This is a genomic window from Bradyrhizobium sp. 179, from assembly GCF_023073535.1.
Taxonomy (GTDB): Bacteria; Pseudomonadota; Alphaproteobacteria; order Rhizobiales; family Xanthobacteraceae; genus Bradyrhizobium.
This window is the reverse complement of sequence record NZ_JADPJR010000055.1, coordinates 25870-48838: the sequence shown is the minus strand read 5'-3', so window position 1 is coordinate 48838 and position 22969 is coordinate 25870. Positions and strand designations below refer to the sequence as shown.

Genomic DNA, 22969 nt, shown 5'->3' with positions numbered 1-22969 from the left:
GCCGGACCACGGTGACCTCGACGAGGCTGCCGATGCCCTCATGTGAATAGTCCGCGGCCCGAAATCACCGGCGTCGAATGATCGCGCTGATGCGCTTTTACCTGCCGATGCGACGCTGCTACATTTTACGCGGCGCCCCGCAGCGCGGGCAGCTCTGAAGAAACATACCGACAAGGGGAGGGACCGAAGTCCCATGAAGGATTTTGCAGGAAAGATCGCAGTCATCACCGGCGGCGGCACGGGAATGGGGCGCGAGCTCGCACGGCAGCTCGTGGCTGAGGGCTGCAACGTCGCGATGTGCGACGTCTCGGAAGCCGCGATGGCCGAGACCAAGCGGCTCTGCGAGGCCGAGAAGCTGCCGCAAGGCCTGCGCGTCACGACGCATGTCGCCGACGTCGCGATCGAGGACCATCTGAAGCGTTTTCGCGACGAGCTCGCCGAGCAGCAGAAAACGGACCGGATCCATTTGTTGTTCAACAATGCCGGCATCGGCGGTGGCGGCAGCCTGTTCACCAACACGCGCGAGCAGTGGGAGCGCACCTTCAACATCTGCTGGGGCGGCGTCTATCTCGGCGTGCGCACCTTCCTGCCGATGCTGGTCGCCGCGGACGAGGCGCACATCGTCAACACCGCGAGCGTCAACGGCTTCTGGGCCTCGATCGGCATGAACCAGGCGCACACCGCCTACAGCTCGGCGAAGTTCGCGGTGAAGGGATTTACCGAAGCGCTGATCAACGACCTCCGCTTGCACGCGCCGCACGTCAAATGCTCGGTGGTGATGCCCGGTCACATCGGCACCTCGATCGTCTCCAATTCGCGCAAGGTGCAGAGCAGTGATGGCTCGGACCGGCTCAATGCCGACGAGGTCGCGCTGACCCGCAAGCGCATGATCGCGGCCGGCGTGCCAGATGCCGACAAAATGACGGAGGAGGACATCCAGGCGGCGTTTGCCGAGCGCGCCCGCAGCTTCCTGGAGGATGCGCCGACGACGGCGGCCGAGGCCGCGAAGATCATTCTCGACGGGGTCAAGGCGGAGCGATGGCGCATTCTCGTCGGCGAGGACGCCAAGCGCCTCGACGAGCGCGTGCGCGCCGCGCCGGAGCAGGCCTACGACCGCGCCTTCTACGAAAGTTTTACGCAGGAGGTCGGCTGGCGGCTGGGTTGAGGCCGCCTGCGAGCGGGGCGCCCATGTGGGTATGATGATCGTCATGGCAAGAGGTGCTCAGGCAATTTTACGTGCCACCTCTTGCCAATGTGACGTCCGCATCATGACCGATCGGTATGTCACGCATGCGACACGACAATGTTCAAGCGATGGTGATCTCGAACGGCTTTCATTTTGGTCGCGGCTGCTTGGTTGGGGACCTGAAATGGTTTAGTCAAGCAGGCGTAACGCGCGACGATAGAGCGTAGCTCCCGATGATGCCCGCATGCCTCTCCGACGACTGGACCCTTTGCCCGGAGCGAGAGGACATCTCCGCTGAATTCACGCGGCTGCTCACCGCGGCTCAGGAGGGCGGCGCCACCATCGCCGAATGCCTGATGATCGCGCGGCAGCTGAAGCGGGGCGACGGCCGCTCCTGGCACCGCGAGTGGAAGAAGTTGGCGCAAGCCAATCGGCAGCGCGCCGAGGCGGCCTCCGCAGAAGGTCACATGGCGAGCGCACGGCGCAACTGGCTGCGCGCCATGAACTACTATGGCGCCGCGGCGATGCCGCTCGAGCAGGACGACGAGCGCCGCTGGGTCGTTGTGCTCGCAATGCAGGAATGCGCACGCCGCTACCTTTCCGCGCGCAGCCCGGCCGGTGAAGTCGTGACCGTCCCCTGGCTCGACGCACATGCGCTGCAGGGCTACTTCCTACCTGCGCCGTCGGGAAGCGGGCGGGCTCCGACCGTGATCTGCATCGGCGAGCCCGGCCACCGCAAGGAGGAATTCCTGTTCAAGCTCGTGCCACATGCGTGCGAGCGTGGATTCTCGGTGTTGGCGCTGGACCTGTTCGGCGATCAGCGCGACGATTATATCGATGTGCTGTTGCGGCGCCGGGATCTTGAGAGCGCGATAGCGTGCGTCATGGACTATCTGGAGACGCGCAGTGACGTCGATTTCGCGCGCGTTGCAATCGTCGCGGATGGCTGGGGCTCTTCCTTCGTGGCGCGTGCGGTGTTGCAGGAGCCGCGGCTTGCCGCTGCCGTCTGCGACGGCGGCCTGTGGGACCTGCACGAGCGGGCCTTCTTCGCCAGCCGATTCGCACTGAGCGACGTCAGCATCGTGCCGGTGCCCCATGCGCCGCTGATGGCTTCCAGCATCGACTGCCCGGTGTTGATCACGCTCGGCGAGGATGGCTGGCTGAAGGCCGACCGGGCGCGTCAGATCGTCCAGAGCTCCCGCATTGGCAGCTCGGACGTCATGTTGAAGGTGTTCACTGCGGCCGAGACCGGCGCGGCGCAGGCCCATGCGGATAATCCGAGCCTTGCCAACGAATACATCTTCGACTGGCTCGAATCGCGGCTCGGCGCAGCCGGCTAGATATGATGTAAAGCGCGCGTCAGAAATCGAGCGTGAGGCGGACGCAGGCCTTCTCGAGGCGCGACTTCAGCATTGCGAGCTTGGCGGTGAATTCGGTGAGCTCTTGCTCGTCGAACTCCTGGAAGACGAATTCCTTGATGGTCTTGTACTGCTCGTTGAGGCTCGCCAGGTGCTTCTGCGTCTTCTCGGTCAGGGACAGCCGGACCACCCTGGCGTCGGTCGGCGAGGGCCGACGGCGCAACAGGCCCTTCTTCTCGAGCAGCTTGGACTGGGTGGTGACGAACGACGGATCGACGTGGAGAAGCTTGGAGACGACGTTGACCGGAATGCCGTCGTCCTTGTCGAGGTCGGAGATGGCCATCAGGATCAGCCATTGCGGGCCGCTGATGCCGAGCGTCCTCGCCCAGAACTGACGCAGCTCCTCCAGATACATGTTGATCGAAGAGATCTCCCAGGTGAAGCGCCTGATGATATCCAGATTGCCGACGGAGCGCAGGCGTGAACCCTCTTTCCTCGTTGCGGACACAGCGTCACTCCCGTGAACTGATTCTTCAGGCCAGTGTTCGTAGCAGGCCATAGTCCACGCAAGCCTGTCCTGACGCAAGTGCAGAGCAGGGTAATTTCGTCACTAAAACTACAAAGATGATTAGCTCAGTTGATTGCTCCTTGGGCGGGTGTTGCGCGCCGGGCACAGGTCCAGCAAAACCAGAAAGCTGATCTAATAAACTATTTTGATTACCGAAAGACGCAGGCATATTGATCGATGACGGTGGGGGGTCCTCGATCGTCCCGTTGCAGGTGGTTCGCTCACGTCCCTCGCTCGAAGCGGGTGTGTCCGAAAGCGCAAAGCGGCCGAGCGGATTTGAGAGACGGAGATCTGGGGGGCCATACGGTCCGGTCTCCGTAAAATGAGCAACTTGGAGGTTTTAAATGAAACTGGTGAAGAGCCTTTTGCTCGGCACTGCGGCGGGTCTGATCGCCGTCGGTGGAGCCCAGGCGGCCGATCTTCCGGTCAAGGCCAAGGCGGTCGAATACGTCAAGATCTGCACGCTCTATGGTGCGGGTTTCTACTACATCCCGGGCACCGACACCTGCATCAAGCTGGGCGGCTATCTGCGTGCTGAAGTCGCCCTCAACGCGGGCGGCAACTACAACGCCCAGTACAACGGCGTCTTCGCGGCGAACAACCGGCTGACGAACTACTACTCGATGCGCGCTCGTGAAGATCTCAACATCGACACGCGCACCGCGACCGAGTACGGCGTGGTCCGCACCTATTTCGACGCGGTCTTCACCTGGACGACTGGCAATTATAGCGGAACCGGTTCGGCCACGGGCGGGACTCAGTATAGCAGCACGATCGGCCTCAACGCAGCCGGCACCGCCCTCACCGGTTCGGCCAGCAGCATCAACCCGACCGATGGCGGCATCTCGGGCGGCGCGCTCGGCGTCTACTATGCCTTCATCCAGTTCGCCGGCTTCACGATGGGTAAGGCTGTATCGCAGTTCGACGCGCCCTGGGTCAACTATCCCGGCAACAACTTCGATCAGCTGGTCGGCGGCAGCGGCTCGACCAACGGCGTCGCCCAGTTCACCTACACGGCCGATTTCGGCCAGGGCGTGACGGCGACGATCTCGGCGCAGGACCAGACTCAGTTCTTCACGACCAACCTCTGGAACACGGCGGGCATGAGCACCACCGGCGTCCTCGGCGGCGCCTACGGGTCGAACGACATCGGCGGCACCCGGTCGCCCGACCTCGTCGGCACGGTCCGCGTCGACCAGGCCTGGGGTATGTTCCAGGCGTCGGTCGCCGCACACGACAACCACGTCGGCTATTACGGCGCCACTGAAGTCACCGGTCATCCGGAGGACAAGTGGGGTTGGGCCGTCCAGCTCGCTCTGTCGATCAAGAACATTCCGACCGGCGCCGGCGACGTGATCAACGTGTCGGGCGTCTACACCGAGGGCGCGAGCCGCTACAACTTCCAGTCGCTGGCCGCGACCAGCTACTCGATGTTCGGCAGCTCGAACGCCGCTTATCAGAGCATCGGCTTCGCCGGCGTGTCTGACGCGGTGTTCGGCCCGGGCGGCAACCTCGAGCTGACCAAGACCTACGGCTTCCGGGGTGCCTACACCCACAACTGGAGCCCGTACTGGAACACGGCACTCTATGGTGCGTGGGCTGCGGTCAACTACAACGGCACCGCCAAGGGCCTGATCTGCGGCAGCGCGGCGTTCGCCACCCTGACCGGCACCTGCAACCCGGACTTCAACATTGGCCAGGTCGGCGTCATCACCCGCTGGACACCGGTGAAGAACCTGACGTTCTCGGCTGACTTCACCTACAGCCATCTCGACCAGAAGTACTCGGGCGCGATCACGACCGGAGCACTGACGACCGTCGCCAAGCCGGCGGCCACCTACGAGCTGAAGGACCAGGACACCTACAGCCTGCTGCTGCGCGCACAGCGCAACTGGTAAGCTCGGCCCTCGAAGATGAAGCAGCCCCGGCGGGAAACCGCCGGGGCTTTTTTACAATGAGGCGGTTCGGAAATCGGCAGCCTCCCACGCAGTCGATGAAGACGTGCTATGCGATTCAATCGCCTCAGATTTATTTACTTACCTGAGTTACTAAGCTATATAGCTCTCAGCCGATTACGAAAGTTGCGGCTCTTGGCTTCACGCTAAGCCTCCAGAAACCTCCGGTGATGCCCCACCGGAGGTTTTTCGTTGTGCCTGTTTCAGCCGCGGATGGCGCGGGTGCGCGAGTTCGGCCGGTAGGCGAGGCGGCTGTGACCGGCGCAGTAGGATTGCCCCTCCGGCGCAGCATTGCCGCAGAAGCAGAAATCGTCTTCGCCCGGCGTCGAGATGGGCCAGCGGCAGCGATTCTCGGACAGCTCCAGCAGCGAACAGCGGTTGCCGTCGTCGATCGGCTCTGCAACCACGGGCATGCCGGTCTCGCCGTAGATCGTGGCGAGCATCTCGTATTGCAGGCGCGGGACGGCCTTCGGCGCGCGCGCCGACGCAAAGCCCCTGTCGTGAACCTTGCGCTCATCGACCGTCCGCCCCCGCGTCAGATTCAATCGGGACAGCTTGCCGATCACCGCGTTGCGGCTGACGCCGATGTCGGCGGCGATCTCTCGACAGGAGAGGCCAGCGTCGAAGTGCCGCTTCAAGAGTTCAATGCGTTCGTCGGTCCAAGTCGGTGAAGCGGTTTGAGAAGGAGTCGGGGAAAGAGCAGGCATGTGTAACGGTCCCAGGTTGCAGATGTCGGCCATCCGCCTCTCGAGATCGGTCCGCCTCACGTCCGGCGCGCGCTCACGTCCTGCCATTGTCGCGGATCGACAAAAGCCCGTCCTTGATGGCGAGACGGATGCCTTCCTCGATCAATGTCCGCGCGACGCCGGGAACGCTCGTGCCGTGGGTGCCCTGTCTCACCAATTTCTCCAGATAGGTGATGGTCGAGAGCGCCAAGGTTACGGGAATGCGGTCAGTCTCGGCTTTTTCGGTGGCCATGGCCCGAACGCTAGCCTCTTACTCGGGTACATAAAAGTAACGATTAAGACTCTATTTAGGTTCGGGGGTGCGAGTCAAATCCGGGCCAGACCGGTGTATCAGCCCATTGGAATCGCTGGAGAAGTTGGGCACGGCGCGGCGCGCCGCCCGAAAGCCGGGCGGCGGCGTGGCTTCACCCACATCAGGAGAGGCGGGCCGGCTCAGCCGTGCACGATCGCCTTTTCGATCATGCAATGGATGCCCTTGGCACCGTTGACGGTCTGGGTCACCCGCAGATCGGCGGCCAGGCTGCACAGCGTGTAGGCGTCTTCACGCGACAGGTTTCGCGTCTCGCCGAGCAGCGCGATCATGTCGCGCAGCGCGCGCACCACGCATTGGTCGAGGTCCGGGTCCATCGCCATGGTCATGTAGTGCGTCGCCGTCTCGGCGCGGGGATAGTCGAACTTGAGATCCTTGCGCAATGTCAGGCGGAAGCGGCCCCGGAGTGCAGTCTCGATCGCGGTGACGCAGACCTCGCCGTCGCCTTGCACGCCGTGCCCGTCGCCGCAGGAGAACAGCGCGCCCGGCACGAACACCGGCAAATAAAGTGTTGCGCCCGCGCCGAGCTCCTTGTTGTCGAGATTGCCGCCCATCGCGCGGGGGACCAGCGAGGAGATGCGGCCCCAGGCCGGCGGCGGTGACACGCCCATGACGCCGAAGAACGGCTTGAGCGGCAGGTCCAGACCCCATGGCATGCGGCCGGTCATCCGCGTTCGGTCGAGCGGGATGTTCAGGATACGCGTCGCGTGGAAATCGTCGGGCAGGGTGCCGGACAGCGGCTTGATCATGTTCCAGCCCCAATCCTGCCGGAGCTCGACGTCGAGGATCTCGATCGCGAGGACATCGCCGGGCTCGGCGCCTTCGACCGCGATCGGACCGGTGAGGATGTGGCCGGGCAGCATGCGCTCGTTCCTGGCGTGAACCTCCAACATCTCCGGCGGAATGTGAAACTGATTGCGGTCGGGCAGCATGTCCGGACCGCCGCTGATGGTGTCGATCGTCACCTCGTCGCCGCTGGCGATGGTGAGGACGGGCCTGAGCGCGGCTTCGAAGAAGCCCCAATGGCAGGTTTCTGGGCTGGAATGCAGGTGATGATGGGTCATTTGCCGGGTCCGGTTGGTTTCATCGGCCGCGGGCTTGACCCGGCGATCGATCCTCTTTCAAGAAGATTTCTGAAGAAGGCCGGGCCGGTCAAGCCCGCGCATGACAGGCACGATCATTCCAGCGAGGCTCTCCTGTTTTTCGCTCTCTCCAAGACCCTCGGCGTCGCGCTGCTGCCGATCAATCTCCTGGTCGAGCTTGGGATGCTGTCTGTCGTGCTGATGGCGACGCGCTTTGCCGCGTTCGGCCGTAAGCTTGCCGCAGTCACGCTGGTTCTGCTGGCGCTCGCGGCGTTCTCGCCGCTCGGCAATCTCTTGCTCTATCCGCTGGAGTCGCGCTTTGCGCCCTGGGATCCGTCGCGCGGTGCGCCAGATGGCATCATCGTGCTCGGCGGCTCCGTCGACACCGAGCTGTCGGCGGCGCATCGCACGCCGGTGGTCGCGCACGCGGCCGATCGTCTGTTTGCGCCGGCCGAGCTCGCCCGCCGCTATCCCAATGCGCGCATCGTCTTCACCGGGGGCACGTCGAACCTGGTCTCGACCGTCGCGAGGGAAGCTGATTACTCCGCGCCAGTCCTGGAGAATGTCGGCATAGCGAAGCAACGCCTGATCATCGAGCGGGACTCGCGCAACACCTGGGAGAATGCCATCTTCACGAAGCAATTGGTGTCACCGAAGCCGGGCCAGCGCTGGCTTCTGGTGACGTCGGCCTTTCACATGCCGCGCTCGATGGGGATCTTTCGCAAGGCCGGATTTGACGTCGAAGCCTATCCGGTGGACTGGCGAATGGGTGGGCGTGACGATCTGTTTTCCTTCACCAATAGGGGTGCGGACGGACTTGGCCGAACCGACGTCGCCGTGCGCGAGTGGATCGGCCTCGTGGCCTACCGCGTGATGGGCAGGACCGGCGAGTTGCTTCCGGGGCCCGCCAAGGACTAGAACGAGAGCCGCAAAACAACAACAGACGGCGCGATCGCCGGCCCGGAGGACGCCATGCAACAGCAGAGCGCGGATAGGATCGACCTTGCTGCACTCGTCGCCGATCTCAATAGCCTGCTCCGGCTGAAGACGACGGTGATCGGCATGAAACTGTTCGCGCGCGCCGCGGACATGGAGGCGATCCCAAAAATCCGGCGGCCGAACGCGATCCACACCACCGACCAGATCGTCAGCATGGCCGCGCGTCTGGGATGGACCGTCGGCATCACGGCCGACGATCTCGTGGGTGCGCAATGCCGCGCCGTGATCGGTCTTGCGCCGCAGGATGATAAATGGCTCGCGGGCGAAAATTACGTCGGGGTGTGGCACGGCACGGCGGAAGATGCACGCAAGCGCCAGGAAGCGCTCGACGTGGTGCCGTTCGGGCAATATCAGGCGCTCGCCGTCAGCCCGCTGGCGAGCGGCAGGCTCGATCCGCCCGACATTTGCCTCGTTTACGCGACGCCCGGGCAGATGATCATCCTGATCAACGGGCTGCAATATACCGACTACAGGAAGTTCGAATGGGGCGTGGTCGGGGAGACCGCCTGCGCGGATTCCTGGGGGCGGGCGCTCAAGACCGGCGAGCCCAGCCTGTCCTTGCCATGCTATGCCGAACGGCGCTATGGCGGCGTGCCGGACGAGGAGATGCTGATGGCTTTGAAGCCCGCGCACCTCGCCAAGGCAATCGAGGGCATGAAGGCGCTGGCCAAGAATGGCCTGCGCTATCCGATTCCGCCCTATGGCATTCAAAGCGACGTCCGTGCCGGCATGGGCGTGAGCTACGCGAAAAAGTAAAGGCCGATTATGAGCTCTGCGAAATTCGACATCGTCGTCTACGGCGCGACCGGTTTCACCGGCCAACTCGTCGCCGAATATCTGTCGGCGCGTTACAAGGACGACAAGGCGCTGACATGGGCGCTGGCCGGCCGCAGCCTCGACAAGCTGAAATCGGTGCGCGAAGCGATCGGCGCACACGCCGAGACGCCACTGATCGTGGCCGACGCATCGGATGCGGCTTCGCTGAAGGCGATGGTGGCGCAGACCAGATCAGTGATCACGACGGTCGGGCCGTATCAGTTCTATGGCGAGGAACTGCTCGCGGCCTGCGTCGCTGCGGGCGCGGATTATTTCGATCTCTGCGGCGAGCCGGTCTGGATGCGGAAGATGATCGACAAATACGAGGCCGCAGCCAAGGCAAGCGGCGCGCGCATCGTGTTTTCCTGCGGCTATGATTCCGTGCCGTTCGAGCTTGGCACTTTCTTCGTGCAGGAAGAGGCCAAGCGCGTGTTCGGCGCGCCGGCGCCGCGCGTCAAGGGCCGCGTGCGCGACATGCGTGGTACGCTGTCAGGCGGCACCGCGGCGAGTGCAAAAGCGACCTTCGATGCGGTTGCCAAGGACCTCAGCCTTGTCGCCATTCTCAACGACCATTTTGCACTGACGCCGGGCTTCACCGGCCCGAAGCAGCCGAAGGGCAACAGGGCGGTCTATGAGGAGGATCTGCAATCCTGGGCTGCACCGTTCATGATGGCACTGATCAACACGCGTAACGTTCATCGTTCTAACATGCTGATGGGCTTTCCCTACGGGAAGGAGTTCGTCTACGACGAGATGGTTCTGACCGGTCCCGGCGAGAAGGGTGAGGCCAACGCGAAGCGCGTGATGGCCGCCAATGCCGAGAAGACCGGGCCGAACGCACCGAAGCCGGGCGAGGGGCCCTCGAAGGAGGAGCGCGAGAAGGGTCTCTTCAATCTGCTGTATGTGGCGATCACACCGGACGGCCGCCAGGTGCGCGCCGGCGTCACCGGTGACCGCGATCCCGGCTACGGCTCGACCTCGAAGATGATCTCCGAATGCGCGATCTGCCTGCTGCGCGAGGCGGCTGACGTTCCGGCCGGCTTCTGGACACCGGGTGCAGCGATGCAGCACAAGCTGATCAAGCGGCTGCGTGACAATGCGGGGCTGACGTTCGAGGTGGAGACGTAGGCGGTGCCATCAAGGACGCTGTCATGCCCCGCGAAGGCGGGGCATCCAGTACGCAGCGGCCTCTCGGCTCTATCACGACCGTCTCTGAAATACTGGATCGCCCGGCTTCGCGGGCGATGACACCGAGCTTGCCGCTACACCGCACGCGCGTCATAGGCGTACATGAAATCCATGCCCTTGGCGCCAAGTGGCAGGAGCCACTTCAGCATCTGATTGCGAACCCACGCACCGGTGGCGCTAAATTCGCGCTTGCTGTTGCCATTGCGGCGCGCCATGGCGACGATCTTTTCGGTGCGCGGGCGGCGCGAGGCCTCGAAGGTCTGGAAGGTGGCGCTGAGCTCCTGCCCCTCCTGCATCAGCCGCGCGAGCCGCATCGCATCCTCCAGCGCCAGCGAAGCGCCTTGGCCGGCATGGGGGCTGGTCGCATGCGCCGCATCGCCGATTAGCAGCGAGCGCTTGCGCGACCAGGTCGGCAAGGTCGCGACGTCGAGCGTGTCGGTGACGACGATGTTCTCGGCCGCTTCGATGATGTCGGGAATCGGATCGTGCCAGCCGCGATGGAAGCCGCGCAGATGCTGCTTCAGCGTCGCGTGGTCGAGCGCGCGAAACATCATCGCGTCCCTGCCGTGCGCCGGCTGCGTGCTCCACCACATCACGCCGTCGTCCGGATCGGGGCTGCAATAGCCGTAGCCGAAGAAGCCACTCTGTCCGAACGTGGTCTCGACGTGGCGGCCGATCGGCCTGCCGTCGAGCACCGCGTGCGGCACGAAGCCGCCGAAGCCGATCAGTCCGGTGTTGAACGGCTGCGGCCCGTCCGGCACCACCTGGCGGCGCGCCACCGAGTGGACGCCGTCGGCGCCGATCAGGAAGTCGCCCTCGGCGGTGGTGCCGTCGGCGAAGTAGGCGATGATCGGTTGGTCGCCGCGGTCCTCGATTTTGATCAGGCGCTTCTCGAAGTAGAGTGAGACGCAGGCACACCAGGCCTTGTCGATCAGGATTTCGTTCAGCGTGGCGCGGGAGATGTTGACGGCCGGCTGGCCGAAGCGCCGCTCCATGTCGCGGTTGATCGAGCCGAGCCTCTCACCGTCCTGCGAATAGAAATCGAAGGCCTCCGCGACCGAGCCGCGGCTGATCAACTCTTTCGCAAGGCCGATCTCGTCCATGACATGCATGCCGTTCGGTGCGATCTGAAGGCCGCCGCCAATGCCCTTCGAATAGGGCCAGGCCTCATAGATCGCGGACTCGATGCCGGCCCGGCGAAGCAGGATCGCGACGACGGGCCCGGCGATGCCGGCGCCGATGATCAGGGCTTTGCGGGGACGGTAGGACATGGCTTGCTCCCGACGTGTCCGTGGTGCTAGCAGAAATCACGGCTGCTAAATCTCTTAGTAGCTAAGATATATACTGACTAAGTGATGAGGCGGATCTTGTCAAGGACGAAGGCGCGCGATGCGCTGTTGCAGGAACTCGAGGAGGCGATGCGCAGGTCGTCCGCGCAGGGCGTGCTCTATGGCCAGACCGTTGCGAACGTTGCCGGAATTGCCAATTCCGACCTTGAATGCATGGACATCCTGTATCTCGAAGGCCGTGTCACTGCGGGCCGGCTGGCCGAGGTCACGGGGCTCACGACCGGCGCCATCACCGGCGTGGTCGACCGGCTCGAAAAGGCCGGGCTGGTGCGCCGTGAACGCGACGAGACCGATCGCCGGAAAGTTTTCATCGCGGTCGTGCCGGACGCGGCGATGAAGATCGGTCAGTTCTACGTACCGATGCAGCAGGCGATGGAGAAGGTGTTCGGCGGCTATTCCGACGAGCAATTACGTCTGCTGCTGCGCTTCGCCAATGAAGGTTACAAGGCCGTGCTCGCAGCCACGGAGACGCTCAAGGGCCTACTCGAGACCCCACCGGAGAAGCGTCCCGCTCTCAAGCTGAAGAAGCTTCGTCGTCAGCCTTGATCTTGTAGACCTGCGCGGCCGCGATCATGCCCCACATCGCGCCCAGCATCATCCAGAAGTGCCGCCAGTGGTCGGTGTCGATCACAAAACTTTCGCCGACAGTGCCGATGAAGGCAGAGAACACCGCGAGATAGGCGCGCTGCCAGGGCACGCGGACGAAGATGTGGCGGAAGCCCATGGTGACGGTGGTGAAGACCAGCGCGGGATAGCACACGCCAGAGAGCCAGCCGCCGGACATGAAGGCGTTGAGATAGGAATTGTGGGTGTCCTCGGGGAAGAAGCGGTGGAACTGCAGGGGGCCGATGCCGAACGGCAGGTCGAGCGCCAGGTCAGCGCCGAGGATGTGGCGGCCGAACCGGCCGAAGCGGCCCTCGTCATAGCTCTGGTCGAAGCTCGCGCGCTGCTTGAACATCTCGGCAATCGAGTCGAATGACAGCAGCACCGCGATCAAGGCCAGTCCCAGCACCGCGGCGACGATCGCCATGGCGATGATGCGGGACCGCTGCGCGTTGGTGCGGCTGGTCAACACCATCAGCGCCAGCATGAAGGCGGAGGTCAACACCAAGCCGCCCCAGGCGGCGCGGGAGAAGGCGAGCAGGATCGCCAGCGACATGAGGCCGAAGCCGATGACATTGCGGAACGCCTTGCCGAGCTTGTCCGAAACCACGCTCTGGAGCGAGAACAGCGCCGGCAGGATGAGGAAGGCGCCGAGCACGTTCGGATCCTTGAACGTGCCGCGCGCACGTCCGTAGAGCGTGAGGAGATCGTCTCCGCCAGGGATCAGGTGGAAGTAACCGGCGACCGCCAATAGCGAGGCGACCATGGCGCCGACCACGAGCCCGCGGCGGAGCATGTCGAGCCGGGCCGCCGTATCCTCCGAGGTGACCATCGCGAAGAACACCACGGTCACCGCCATATACCAGGAGGTCGCGATCCAGCTCGCCACCTCGGGCTGATCGAGCAGCGGGATCGCGCTGATGGTGTAGCCGACATTGAGCAGGACCAGCATCAGCACCAGCGGCATCAGCGCGAGCTTCAGCCGCAGACCGGTGGCGAAGAAGGTGACGGTCGCGAGCAGCGTCGCGATCTCGTAGGGGCTCGGCTCGATGAACACGATCGCGCCCGACGCGCCGACCAGCCATACCAGCGCGCGCTGGAAGGCCAGCACGCCGGGTGCAGCCCGTACGGCTACGTTTACTTCACCGGCTGTCGCCGCATACGCCATCGCACGCTCATACGCTTACGCTACTGGTACGCCACAATACCGCTGTCATCGCCCGGCTTGACCGGGCGATCCAGTACTCCGCGGCGCCTATTGCGGACAACGGCTGGCGCTGCGGAGTACTGGATGCCCCGCCTTCGCGGGGCATGACAGATAAACTCAATACGCGTTCTCGTTCTTGGTCAGCAGCGAGATCGGCGTCTTCAGGAGAATGTAGAGGTCGAACAGCACCGACCAATTCTCGATGTAGTAGAGGTCGAACTCGACGCGCTTCTGGATCTTCTCTTCATTGTCGATTTCGCCGCGCCAGCCGTTGATCTGCGCCCAGCCGGTGATGCCGGGCTTGACGCGGTGGCGCGCGAAATAGCCGTCGACGGCTTCGTCGAACAGGCGGCTCTGGAGCTTGCCCTGCACCGCATGCGGACGCGGGCCGACCAGCGAGAGGTTGCCCGAGAAGACCACGTTGAAGAGCTGCGGCAGCTCGTCGAGGCTGCTCTTGCGGATGAAGCGGCCGACGCGGGTGACGCGTGGATCGTTCTTGGTCACGACCTTCGAGGCGGTCGGATCGGCCTGATGGTGGTACATCGAGCGGAATTTGTAGACGTCGATCCGCTCGTTGTTGAAGCCGAAGCGTTTCTGGCGGAACAGCACCGGGCCGGGGCTGTCGAGCTTCACCGCCAACGCCACCAGTCCCATTACCGGCAGCGCGGCGAGCAGCGCGAGACTGCCGACGATGCGGTCGAACAGCCATTTCATCACCAGATCCCAGTCGGTGATCGGCGCCTCGAACACGTCCAGCGTCGGCACTTCGCCGAGATAGGAATAGGAGCGGGGCCGGAAGCGCAGCTTGTTGGTGTGCGCGGAGAGGCGAATGTCGACCGGCAGCACCCAGAGCTTCTTCAGCATCTCCAGGATGCGGGTCTCCGCCGAGATCGGCAGCGCGAACAGCACGAGGTCGACACGAGTGCGGCGGGCGAATTCGACGATGTCGTCGACCTTGCCGAGCTTGCGCGCGCCGGCGCAGGTGTCGAGCGCGCGGCTGTCGTTGCGATCGTCGAACACGCCGAGAACGTGGATGTCGGAATCCTCCTGCGCCTTCAGCGCCTGGACCAGTTGCTCACCGTTGCTGTCGGAGCCGACGATAATGGTGCGGCGGTCGAGCCGGCCCTCGCGCGCCCAGCCGCGTACCAGCGAGCGCAGGATGAGACGCTCGGCGATCAGCGCGGCGAGCCCGAGGAAGTAGAAGGCGGCAAGCCACAGCCGCGACACTTCGCTGCCGAACTTGGCGAAGAACGAGATGCCGATGAAGAGCAGGAAGACGAACGACCAGGACGAGATCATCCGCGTCATCTGCCGAAGCTGCCCGCGGAACAACTGCACCTGGTAGATGTCGGCGGCCTGGAAACAGACCACGGCGGCGACCGCCACCGCGATAATCTGCGCAGGATAGACCCAGTTGAACCCACCGGCGAGCGGCATGACATAGCCGGCGTAGAGCGCAATGCCGACGAGGCTGAGCAGCGCGAAATCAGCCAGGCGGACGAAGCCGGCGATCACGATGGGCGAATAGGCGCGGGCGACCTTCTGATTGACGACGTCGAGCGCTGCGGGCGAGAGCCGGCGGCGGCGCTCCACAAAGGGTTGGTCAGCCGGCTTTGCCACGGCGCTGGTCGCGGCATCGAGCATCGAGCGTGCGTTGAGCGGTTCCACGGGCGTCCACGTCCATTCCAAAGCCCCGCGGCACGGCTTTGCGCACCCGGGCAAGCATCCCCCGGCACTTCGATTATCGAACAAATCGGAAGATTTTCTGAAGCGGGCTTAAGAATGGTTAATGATTGGCAAATGCGTCCCGATAAGCGGCGAGCACGCCGTCGACCATCGCTTGCTGCGAAAAATGCGCTGAGATGCGCGCGCGCAAGGCGGTTGCGCGCTGGGCCGTCCCGTGCGGATCGTCGAGTGCGGCCGCGATCGCTTCGGCCATGGCCTCGGAATTGCTCGGCGCGAACAGGGCGGGGCTCTCCGGCCCGAAGATCTCGGGAATGCCGCCGATGCGGGCCGCGATCATGGGAATGCCGGCAGCACCCGCCTCGATCACGACATAGGGCATGGAATCGCCACGCGAGGGGACGACCAGCAGCCGGCCCTTGGAGAAGCCGTACCGCGCCTTGACGTGCCCGATGAAACGGATCGCGCTGGAGAGGCCGAGCCTCTCGACCTGAGCCTTCAGCGCCGCGCTTTCCTCGCCGTCGCCGCCGAGCGTCAGCGTGACCTTCTTACCGTTCTCGTGCAGGCGCGCGACGGCATCGACCAGCAGATCCGCGCCCTTGATGTGCCTGAACTCGCCGACATAGGCGAGGTCGGTGGCATCCTCGGCGGTCGCGACGGGCTCGAACTCCTCCGGCGTGACGCCGTTGAAGACGCAATGCACCACGCCCTTAGGCGTGCCGACGATGCGTTGATAGGTGTCGCGGGCAAATGCGCTCTCGAACAGGAACAGGTCGGTCGCGTCCATCAGCGTGCGCTCGAGCCGCGCGTAGAACTCGCCCTTGAATGTGTTGAGGGGGTAATGCAGCGAGCCGCCATGCGGGGTGTAGATGCGGATGGTGTCGTCGGAGCGCCGCCGCATGCGGATGAAGGCGCCGGCCTTGGCGCCATGGCCGTGCATGACGTCGGGCTTGAGCGTCGCGATCAGGCGTCGCATGCGAAGCCACACCAGGACGTCGTCAGGTGACGGTTCGCGGCGGATCGCCAGCCGATGCACGCCGAGCTTCAGCCGCGGCGCGAGCTCGGCAAGCGCCTTGTCGGCGCGCTCGCCACCGGTGAGACTGTCGGCGAGGATGCCGACATGATGGCCGCGGTCGACCTGGCCATTGGCGACGTCGAGGATGTGGCGGAAGATGCCGCCAACGGGTGCGCGCACGGCGTGCAGGATGCGAAGCGGCCGGTCGGAAGCAGGGGGCATGATCAAAACCAGCGCTCGACGGCAACTGCCGAACAATTCTCGTGAAATAATCGAGACGGATTAAGGGCCGTCGTGGTTAACAAACGGTGACGGGCGCGCATGCGTCGGTCGCCGGACGCAGCGATTAACCCAGCGGCAACCTTAATGGAGTGTAGTCGCCCCGTTGAGGCAGCTTGTGGCGTTGCCCCTGCGGGAGTGTTCGATGCGTTTAGCGTTCTGGCGTGCCGGCAAGGACAAGGCGGTAATCGAGCGGGCTGTCTCAAAGTCCAAATCCGAAGCCGCGCCCAAGGTCGAAGCGAAGCCTGCGCCGGTCGCCGCGAAGCAGGCGCAAGTCGAATCCGGCGACATCGACCTGCACGCGCTCGGCGCGACATTGGCGCGCAAGCGCGGCTGGATCATCGTGCCGACCGTGCTGGTGCTCGTTGCATCGGTTGTTGCCGTCAATCTCGTCACACCGCGCTACAAGTCCGAATCGCGGATCCTGATCGATGGCCGCGAGAACGTGTTCCTGCGCCCGAACAGCGATCGCACCGAAGAGCGGCAGGCGCTCGACGCCGAGGCCGTCACCAGCCAGGTGCAGCTCGTGCTCTCGCGCGATCTCGCGCGCGAGATCATCAAGAAGAACAAGCTCGCGGAGCGGCCCGAATTCGATCCGGTGCTGCAAGGCATCTCGCCGCTGAAGTCGCTGGCGGCGCTGGTCGGCGTTGGCCGCGATCCGTTCTCGATGACGCCGGAAGAGCGCGTGCTGGATGCCTATTACGAGCGCCTCCAGGCTTACGCCGTCGACAAGTCGCGCGTGATCGTGGTCGAATTCCAGTCCGCCGATCCCGAGCTCGCCGCGCGCGTCGCCAATTCTATCGCCGACGTCTATCTCGTGCTCCAGCAGGGTGTGCGCCAGGAGCAGGCCAAGAACGCCAGCCAGTGGCTGGCCGGCGAGATCGAGAATTTGCGCAAGAAGGTCTCCGAGGCGGAGGGGCGGGTCGAGGACTTCCGCTCCAAGTCGAGCCTGTTCGTCGGCACCAACAACACCACGCTATCGAACCAGCAGATGGGCGAGATCAATACCCAGCTCAACAACGCGCGCTCAATCAAGGCCGACGCAGAATCCAAGGCGCGGCTGATCCGCGAAATGCTCCAGAGCGGCAAGCCGATCGAGGCATCGGAGGTGGTGAACTCCGAACTGATGCGGCGGCTGTCGGAGCAGCGGGTGACGCTGCGTGCGCAGCTCGCCGAGCAGTCGTCCACGCTGCTCGGCAATCATCCCCGGATCAAGGAGTTGAAGGCGCAGCTTGGCGACCTCGACAATCAGATCCGCGACGAAGCGGCCAAGATTTCGCGTTCGCTCGAAAGCGACGCTCGAATCGCCAGCGGCCGGGTCGACGGTCTGACGGCGAGCCTCGAGCAGCTCAAGAAGCAGGCGGCATCCACCAACGGCCAGGACGTGCAGCTCCGCGCGCTCGAGCGCGAGGCCAAGGCGCAGCGCGACCTGCTGGAAACCTATCTCGCCAAATATCGCGAGGCCAACACCCGCGAGACCATCGATACCGCCCCGACGGACGGCCGCATCATTTCGCGCGCCATCGTCTCGAATACCCCGGCCTACCCGAAGAAGCTGCCGATCGTGCTGATCGCGACGATTGCGACGCTGCTGCTGTCGTCCGGCGTCGTCGTCACCGGTGAGCTGCTGCGCCAGACTGCGCCGCGGGCTGTGGCTGCGGTCCTACCGTCGCGGGTGACGCTGCGCCAAGAAGCGGCAGCGGAGCCGGTGGTCGAGCCGAGGGTCGATCCCGTCGTCGACGAGCCCGGGCCGCTTCAGCCGGCGATGGCGCCTGAGGCCGACATCACCGAATTCGCCGAGATCGAGCAGCTGGCCAAGAGCCTGCGCGCCGCGGGCGCAGCGGCGAAGAAGATCACGGTGCTCGGCACCGCGGCCGGCGACTCGATTACGCTTTCGGCCCTGACCCTCGCCCGACATCTCGCGCGTGACGCACGCGTTGTCGTGGTCGATCTCGCCGCATCCTCGCCGACCATTGCCGCGGTGGCCGTCGATGCCTCCACGCCCGGCCTTGCCGAGCTGATGCAGGGCGAAGCGTCTTTCGCGCAGGTCATCACCCGGGACAAGCTGTCGCGGCTGCATCTGGTCATGGCCGGCCGTCCTGGCTTCGATCGCAGCCTGCTGCAATCACCGCGGGTGGCGCTCGCGATCGATGCGCTGCTCCGAGCATACGACCACGTGCTGCTGGATGCCGGCAGTGCCTCCGACCTGCCGGCCGAGTTGCTGACGGTCGATGCCCGCGCCGTCGTGGTGCCGGATGCATCGATGGCACAGGATGCGCGCACGCTGATGTGCGAGCAGCTGAGCGCCGTCGGCTTCAGCGACGTGACGATGCTGAGCAGACCGGTGCAGCCGTCCGATGCGATGGACGCGCCGCGCGTGGTGGCGGCGTAGGCGAGGGCGCTTCCCCGTAGTCTATCGATCAGTGCTGCTCTTACCTCCCCCCGCAAATGGAGAGACGAGGGCGCCGGCGTTACCCGAACGCCTGACGCAGACTGCGCGCCAGGTCGAGCAGCATCTGGTTCTGCTTCACCAGCCGCTTGCCGCGGTTCAACGAGGACATCGCCACCGCCGCGAGCCTGCCGCGTGAGGTCAACGGCACAAAGCTGTCGAAAATGTCTTCGTCGTCCTTGCAGAACATCCGCTTGTAGTCGTCCGAGCCGATGCCGAGGTCGAGCGAGCGGTAGCCGCGCTCGGCGCAGCGGTCGATGATGTAGCGCATCAGGATCAGACCGGGACTGTAGCGGGCATTCTCGGACATCGTGTAGGTGTTGAACATCATCGAGAGGCGCTGGCCGTCGGCGACGCCGGCAAAGATCGCGATCACTTCCTCGTCGCATTCGAGCGCGTGGACGTCGATCACGCGTCCTTCTCCTTGCCGGGCGAGGCAGGCGCTGCGGATGAACTGTTCGACGCCCGGTTCGGCGAAGACGTTCGGCAGCTTCTGCTCCGCCATCCGCGCCGGCTTGACGCGAAAGAACCAGTCGAGCAGGCGCACGATGTCCGCATCCGTGGTCGCAAGGTGGTAGCGGTAGCCAGCGAGGGCCTGGAGCTTCTTCTCCTTGCTCTTGAGACGACGACGGAAGGAATTGCTGATCCGCGATGCGGGCGGACCGCCCGGTTCCATCGCCAGCAACGGGCAGCCGTTGACCGAGCTCTGCCGCGGCAGCAGCGCAAACGGGTTCTGCTGATCGTGCCAGCGCTTAGGCTGCTGCGTCAGCGAGAGGACGTCGACATGCTCGCGCAGCGGCGCAAGCAGCGCATCGAGATCGGCGAGAACGACCTGTGCCGCGAATTCAGCGTTCCACAAGCCCATGTTGAAGGTGGTATGCTTCCCGCCCATGAAGCAGGCCGTGCGTACGCCGTGGGCTTGGTGCAGCGACAGCGGCAGCAGCACGAGCGGCCGGTGCTCGATGTCGCGGGCGATCACGACGAACGGGCGCGCGCCCTCGCGTTCGCCGACCAGCTGCTGCCAGGGACCGAGCAGGTCAAACCGCTGATACGGCGTGAAGAGGTGGCCGCTCTCCTCGAAGGCGCGCCAGGCCGCCTCGGCCCCGCCGAGATCAGTGACGATATCGACCTGGCCGATGCGGCTCGCTTTCGACCGCGCTGGCGCTTCTGCCGTCCGGCCTTGCATCGCCGCAGCCATGGTCATTCGCGAAACCTGTCGAGAAATCGAAAATATACGTATTTCGGCCGGTGGCCGACCTTTGCAAAGAAACGTCAACAAAGGGTAATGACAATAGGAGAGGGAGCAGGCGCCGGCGCGCGCGAAGGTGGGACCTTGGCATCCGACGACAGATGGCTGGAGCGTCTTCGGCTTGAGCTGGCCTGGTTCAGCGGCCAGGCTGCGCTGCGCAGTCGTGGTGCCGGCACCATCCTGCGCTTTGCGCATGTGCGGCCGCGGCGGCGCGGCGGCTTTCAGCCGCTGGGCGCGCACGAGATCACGCCGCAATTCCTCGACCGCGCCATTCGCGCGCTGAAGCAGTGGAAGTACGATTTCCTTGGCATGGACGAGGTCTGCCGCCGGGCGGTGACGCTGCCGGAGAAGCGGCGCTTCGTGGCGCTGACCTTCGATGGCGCCAACAAGGATTTCATCAACTTCGCCTATCCGGTGCTGGCGCGGCACGCTGTGCCTTGCACGATCTATGTCCCTACCGCCTTTCCCGACGGCGTCGGCGAAGCCTGGTGGCTCGGGCTCGAACGGATGATCGCGCGCGAGAGCCGCATCAGCCTGATGATGGGCGAGACGGAGCAGCGCTTCACCGTCACGGACAATGCCGAGAAGCAGGCGCTGTTTTCGTATCTCGAGAGCTGGTTGCGTTCGCTGCCGCCGGCGGATCTGTCGGCGGCGATCGCCGATCTCTGCGCGCGCTACCGGATTGACCTCGCCGCGATCTCGCGCGAGGCGTCGATGGATTGGGAAGATCTGACGAAGCTCGCCGCCGATCCGCTCGTCACGATGGGCAGCGCGACCGTCAACTATCCCGTTCTCGCCAACATGAAGGATGCGGCCGCGCTCCGCGAGATGACCATGGGCAAGGCGGTCGCAGAAGCGGCCTTCCGCCGCGAGATCAGGCATTTCGCCTTTCCGTTCGGCGATCGCTCGTCGTTTGGGCGCAGCCACGTTGTGATGGCAGAGGAGGCCGGCTTTGCCAGTGCCGTGTCGACGATCCCGGGCATCGTGGATGCAGAGGGACGCACCAATCTGCGCGCGCTGCCGCGGATCTCGTGGGACGGCCGGGTGCGATCGCTACGCATGATGCGCGTGCTGGTGTCGGGCGTTGCCTTTGCGCCGGTGAAACCGACCGGCAGTGCCGCGAACTAGAAGCGCTACGAACTGGACTTGGCGCGATCGGGACGCTGCATCCAGCTCACGATCGGCATCGCCGGCAGCACCCAGCCCATGCCAACGACCACGTAGTAGATCGCCTGGCGCCAGCCGGACTCGGCGATCCACGGCATCTGCGCCAGCGCCATGCCGAGCAAGGCCCAGACCGTGGCCAGCATCAGGAGCAGGATGGCGCCGAGGAACTTGCGGGTGCGGATCGTCATGGCGGGAGCTTGCTGCTTTCGCGTAACTTGCGCTGCGGGAGCGGGGGACTATAAGGGGCGCGCAGTCCGGTTCAAGCCTCCTTGGTTCAAGTCCTGGTTTTTGCTCCCAATGACGACGATTTCCGCCCCGTCCGAGCCGCATCGCGCCGTGCGCGTGTGGCTGATCGCCGTGGCCGCGCTGATCGCGCTGATGGTGCTGGTCGGTGGCGCGACGCGGTTGACGGAATCCGGCCTCTCGATCGTCGAATGGAAGCCGGTCACCGGCAGCGTGCCGCCGCTCACCGAAGCGCAGTGGACCGAGGCGTTCGAGGCCTACAAGAAGATCCCGCAATATCGCGAGCTCAATGCAGGCATGAGCCTGTCCGAGTTCAAGGAGATCTTCTGGTGGGAGTGGAGCCACCGGTTGCTCGGCCGTTTCATTGGCATCGCCTATCTGCTGCCGTTCCTGTTCTTCCTATGGCGCGGCGGTCTGTCGGGGGAGCTGAAGCGGCGGTTATGGCTGCTGTTTGCGCTTGGCGGGCTTCAGGGCGCGGTCGGCTGGTGGATGGTGGCCTCGGGCCTGACGGAACGCATCGAGGTGTCGCAATATCGGCTGGCGACGCATCTGGTGCTCGCGCTTCTGATCTTCGCCGGTATCGTCTGGACGGTGCGGCGGCTCAAGGAGCGGCCGCAGATCGCAGCACCTGCGCGCCTGCGGTTCACGAGCGCGCTGCTCCTCGTCGTGACCTTGGTGCAGATCTATTTCGGCGCGCTGGTCGCGGGCCTGCGCGCCGGCCGCGCCTACAACACCTGGCCGCAGATCGACGGCGCGTTCATTCCCTCGGCGGAACGGCTGTGGTTCGAAACGCCGTGGTGGCGCAACCTGTTCGACAACGTTCTGACGGTGCAGTTCGAGCACCGCATGACGGCGTACGCGTTGTTCATGCTAGCGACGCTGCACGCACTTGACGCCGTGCGTTCGCGCACAGGTGCGGCGGCAAGCGGCGCGCTGTGGTTGTTGGCTGCGGTAAGCGTGCAGGCGGTGCTCGGCATCCTGACGCTGCTCAACCAGGTTCCGATTGGACTGGCGCTTGCGCACCAGGCGGTCGCGATCGTGGTGTTGATACTCGCGGTGGTGCAGACGGAGCGACTGGCTTCGCGGCAGTCGATCGAGGCGCGGCCGCGCGGTGTTCCGCTCGGTCAGGCGAGCTGATCAGCAATAGCCATAGATGCCGCACGCGTAGGGCAGTCGCCAGAAATAGTCGACCTGCTTTCCGCCGTAATACGGGCCCTGATAATCGTAATCCCAGGGGCGACCGTAATAGCCCGGCAGCGTGTGCGAGCCGGGCAGCAGCGGCGTGCCGGGCAGGTTGCGGATGTAACTGCCGATGCCATAGGCCGGCGAGATCAGCGCGTCGGGATCGGTCGCGACATAGACTGTTGGTGCTTCCTGCGGCGGAACAGCTGCGCGCCGCTTCGGTGTGGCCGGCAGATCGGCAGCCAGCGCGGTTGAAACCGTCAGCATCGCCGCAAGGGCAGGCACCATCCAGCGCAGCATCGTCGGCTCCGAATCAAAGGGGCGATCCAGTGACG

The 22969-nt window shown here is 64.6% G+C and carries 21 protein-coding genes; 10 read left to right on the top strand and 11 right to left on the bottom strand.

Going from position 1 to position 22969, the window contains the following annotated elements; translation table 11 throughout:
• The first annotated feature begins 193 nt into the window (after positions 1-193).
• Entirely contained in the window at positions 194-1165 is a 972-nt protein-coding gene (locus tag IVB12_RS13580; protein ID WP_247299589.1) for an SDR family NAD(P)-dependent oxidoreductase, read from the top strand.
• A 254-nt stretch (positions 1166-1419) separates the two neighbouring features.
• On the top strand, positions 1420-2526 hold the full coding sequence (locus IVB12_RS13575) for an alpha/beta hydrolase (RefSeq protein WP_247299587.1): 1107 nt from the start codon (positions 1420-1422) through the stop codon (positions 2524-2526).
• 19 nt (positions 2527-2545) lie between these two features.
• On the opposite strand, the gene IVB12_RS13570 is transcribed toward IVB12_RS13575, so the two are convergent.
• Positions 2546-3052 carry a MarR family transcriptional regulator gene (locus IVB12_RS13570; protein WP_247277084.1) on the bottom strand — a complete coding sequence of 169 codons (507 nt, stop codon included), beginning with the start codon at positions 3050-3052 and terminating at the stop codon, positions 2546-2548.
• A gap of 404 nt (positions 3053-3456) precedes the next feature.
• Here IVB12_RS13570 and IVB12_RS13565 point away from each other — a divergent pair, with 404 nt between their 5' ends.
• Positions 3457-5010 (top strand): porin, encoded by a 1554-nt coding sequence (locus IVB12_RS13565; protein ID WP_247299585.1) that lies wholly within the window; start codon positions 3457-3459, stop codon positions 5008-5010.
• Positions 5011-5270: 260 nt separating this feature from the next.
• Here IVB12_RS13565 and IVB12_RS13560 read toward each other — a convergent pair whose 3' ends face one another.
• From IVB12_RS13560 to IVB12_RS13550, 3 genes are all read right to left on the bottom strand, one after another.
• Entirely contained in the window at positions 5271-5774 is a 504-nt protein-coding gene (locus tag IVB12_RS13560) for a GcrA family cell cycle regulator (protein ID WP_247299583.1), read from the bottom strand.
• 73 nt (positions 5775-5847) lie between these two features.
• Complete coding sequence (locus IVB12_RS13555; RefSeq protein WP_007603456.1) at positions 5848-6045, bottom strand: hypothetical protein; 198 nt, start codon at positions 6043-6045, stop codon at positions 5848-5850.
• Positions 6046-6245: 200 nt separating this feature from the next.
• Positions 6246-7187: an acetamidase/formamidase family protein gene (locus tag IVB12_RS13550; protein ID WP_247299581.1), complete on the bottom strand. Its 942-nt coding sequence runs from the start codon at positions 7185-7187 to the stop codon at positions 6246-6248.
• Between the two features lie 168 nt (positions 7188-7355).
• Between IVB12_RS13550 and IVB12_RS13545 the strand changes: the two genes are divergently transcribed.
• Genes IVB12_RS13545 through IVB12_RS13535 form a run of 3 tightly spaced genes read left to right on the top strand, consistent with a single transcriptional unit; the run spans position 7356 to position 10148 of the window.
• Positions 7356-8123: a YdcF family protein gene (locus IVB12_RS13545; RefSeq protein ID WP_247299694.1), complete on the top strand. Its 768-nt coding sequence runs from the start codon at positions 7356-7358 to the stop codon at positions 8121-8123.
• Positions 8124-8177: 54 nt separating this feature from the next.
• Complete coding sequence (locus tag IVB12_RS13540) at positions 8178-8960, top strand: DUF169 domain-containing protein (RefSeq protein WP_247299579.1); 783 nt, start codon at positions 8178-8180, stop codon at positions 8958-8960.
• A 9-nt stretch (positions 8961-8969) separates the two neighbouring features.
• Entirely contained in the window at positions 8970-10148 is a 1179-nt protein-coding gene (locus IVB12_RS13535; RefSeq protein ID WP_247299577.1) for a saccharopine dehydrogenase NADP-binding domain-containing protein, read from the top strand.
• Between the two features lie 134 nt (positions 10149-10282).
• Here the strand turns inward: IVB12_RS13535 and IVB12_RS13530 are convergent, their stop codons facing one another.
• The gene (locus IVB12_RS13530) at positions 10283-11479 is read right to left on the bottom strand and encodes an FAD-dependent monooxygenase (RefSeq protein WP_247299575.1); all 1197 of its coding nucleotides are present in this window, start codon (positions 11477-11479) and stop codon (positions 10283-10285) included.
• Positions 11480-11626: 147 nt separating this feature from the next.
• On the opposite strand from IVB12_RS13530, the gene IVB12_RS13525 reads away from it, so the two are divergent.
• Positions 11627-12103 (top strand): MarR family transcriptional regulator, encoded by a 477-nt coding sequence (locus tag IVB12_RS13525; RefSeq protein WP_247299692.1) that lies wholly within the window; start codon positions 11627-11629, stop codon positions 12101-12103.
• Here IVB12_RS13525 and IVB12_RS13520 read toward each other — a convergent pair.
• The 3 genes from IVB12_RS13520 to IVB12_RS13510 form a co-directional block, all read right to left on the bottom strand.
• Entirely contained in the window at positions 12072-13328 is a 1257-nt protein-coding gene (locus tag IVB12_RS13520; RefSeq protein WP_247299573.1) for an O-antigen ligase family protein, read from the bottom strand. The genes IVB12_RS13525 and IVB12_RS13520 overlap by 32 nt on opposite strands.
• Positions 13329-13484: 156 nt before the next feature.
• A complete protein-coding gene (locus IVB12_RS13515) occupies positions 13485-15035 on the bottom strand; it encodes an undecaprenyl-phosphate glucose phosphotransferase (RefSeq protein WP_247299571.1) in 1551 nt (516 codons plus the stop codon).
• Between the two features lie 118 nt (positions 15036-15153).
• On the bottom strand, positions 15154-16287 hold the full coding sequence (locus tag IVB12_RS13510) for a glycosyltransferase family 4 protein (RefSeq protein WP_247299569.1): 1134 nt from the start codon (positions 16285-16287) through the stop codon (positions 15154-15156).
• Positions 16288-16489: 202 nt separating this feature from the next.
• On the opposite strand from IVB12_RS13510, the gene IVB12_RS13505 reads away from it, so the two are divergent.
• Positions 16490-18736: an exopolysaccharide transport family protein gene (locus IVB12_RS13505; RefSeq protein WP_247299567.1), complete on the top strand. Its 2247-nt coding sequence runs from the start codon at positions 16490-16492 to the stop codon at positions 18734-18736.
• Positions 18737-18815: 79 nt separating this feature from the next.
• Here IVB12_RS13505 and IVB12_RS13500 read toward each other — a convergent pair whose 3' ends face one another.
• Entirely contained in the window at positions 18816-19997 is a 1182-nt protein-coding gene (locus IVB12_RS13500) for a GNAT family N-acetyltransferase (RefSeq protein WP_247299565.1), read from the bottom strand.
• A gap of 129 nt (positions 19998-20126) precedes the next feature.
• On the opposite strand from IVB12_RS13500, the gene IVB12_RS13495 reads away from it, so the two are divergent.
• Entirely contained in the window at positions 20127-21170 is a 1044-nt protein-coding gene (locus IVB12_RS13495; RefSeq protein WP_247299563.1) for a polysaccharide deacetylase family protein, read from the top strand.
• Between the two features lie 5 nt (positions 21171-21175).
• Here the strand turns inward: IVB12_RS13495 and IVB12_RS13490 are convergent, their stop codons facing one another.
• Positions 21176-21397: a DUF2842 domain-containing protein gene (locus IVB12_RS13490; protein ID WP_247299561.1), complete on the bottom strand. Its 222-nt coding sequence runs from the start codon at positions 21395-21397 to the stop codon at positions 21176-21178.
• Positions 21398-21506: 109 nt separating this feature from the next.
• On the opposite strand from IVB12_RS13490, the gene IVB12_RS13485 reads away from it, so the two are divergent.
• Positions 21507-22589 (top strand): COX15/CtaA family protein, encoded by a 1083-nt coding sequence (locus IVB12_RS13485; RefSeq protein WP_247299559.1) that lies wholly within the window; start codon positions 21507-21509, stop codon positions 22587-22589.
• Here IVB12_RS13485 and IVB12_RS13480 read toward each other — a convergent pair whose 3' ends face one another.
• Positions 22590-22934: a hypothetical protein gene (locus tag IVB12_RS13480; RefSeq protein ID WP_247299556.1), complete on the bottom strand. Its 345-nt coding sequence runs from the start codon at positions 22932-22934 to the stop codon at positions 22590-22592.
• Between the last annotated feature and the right edge of the window lie 35 nt (positions 22935-22969).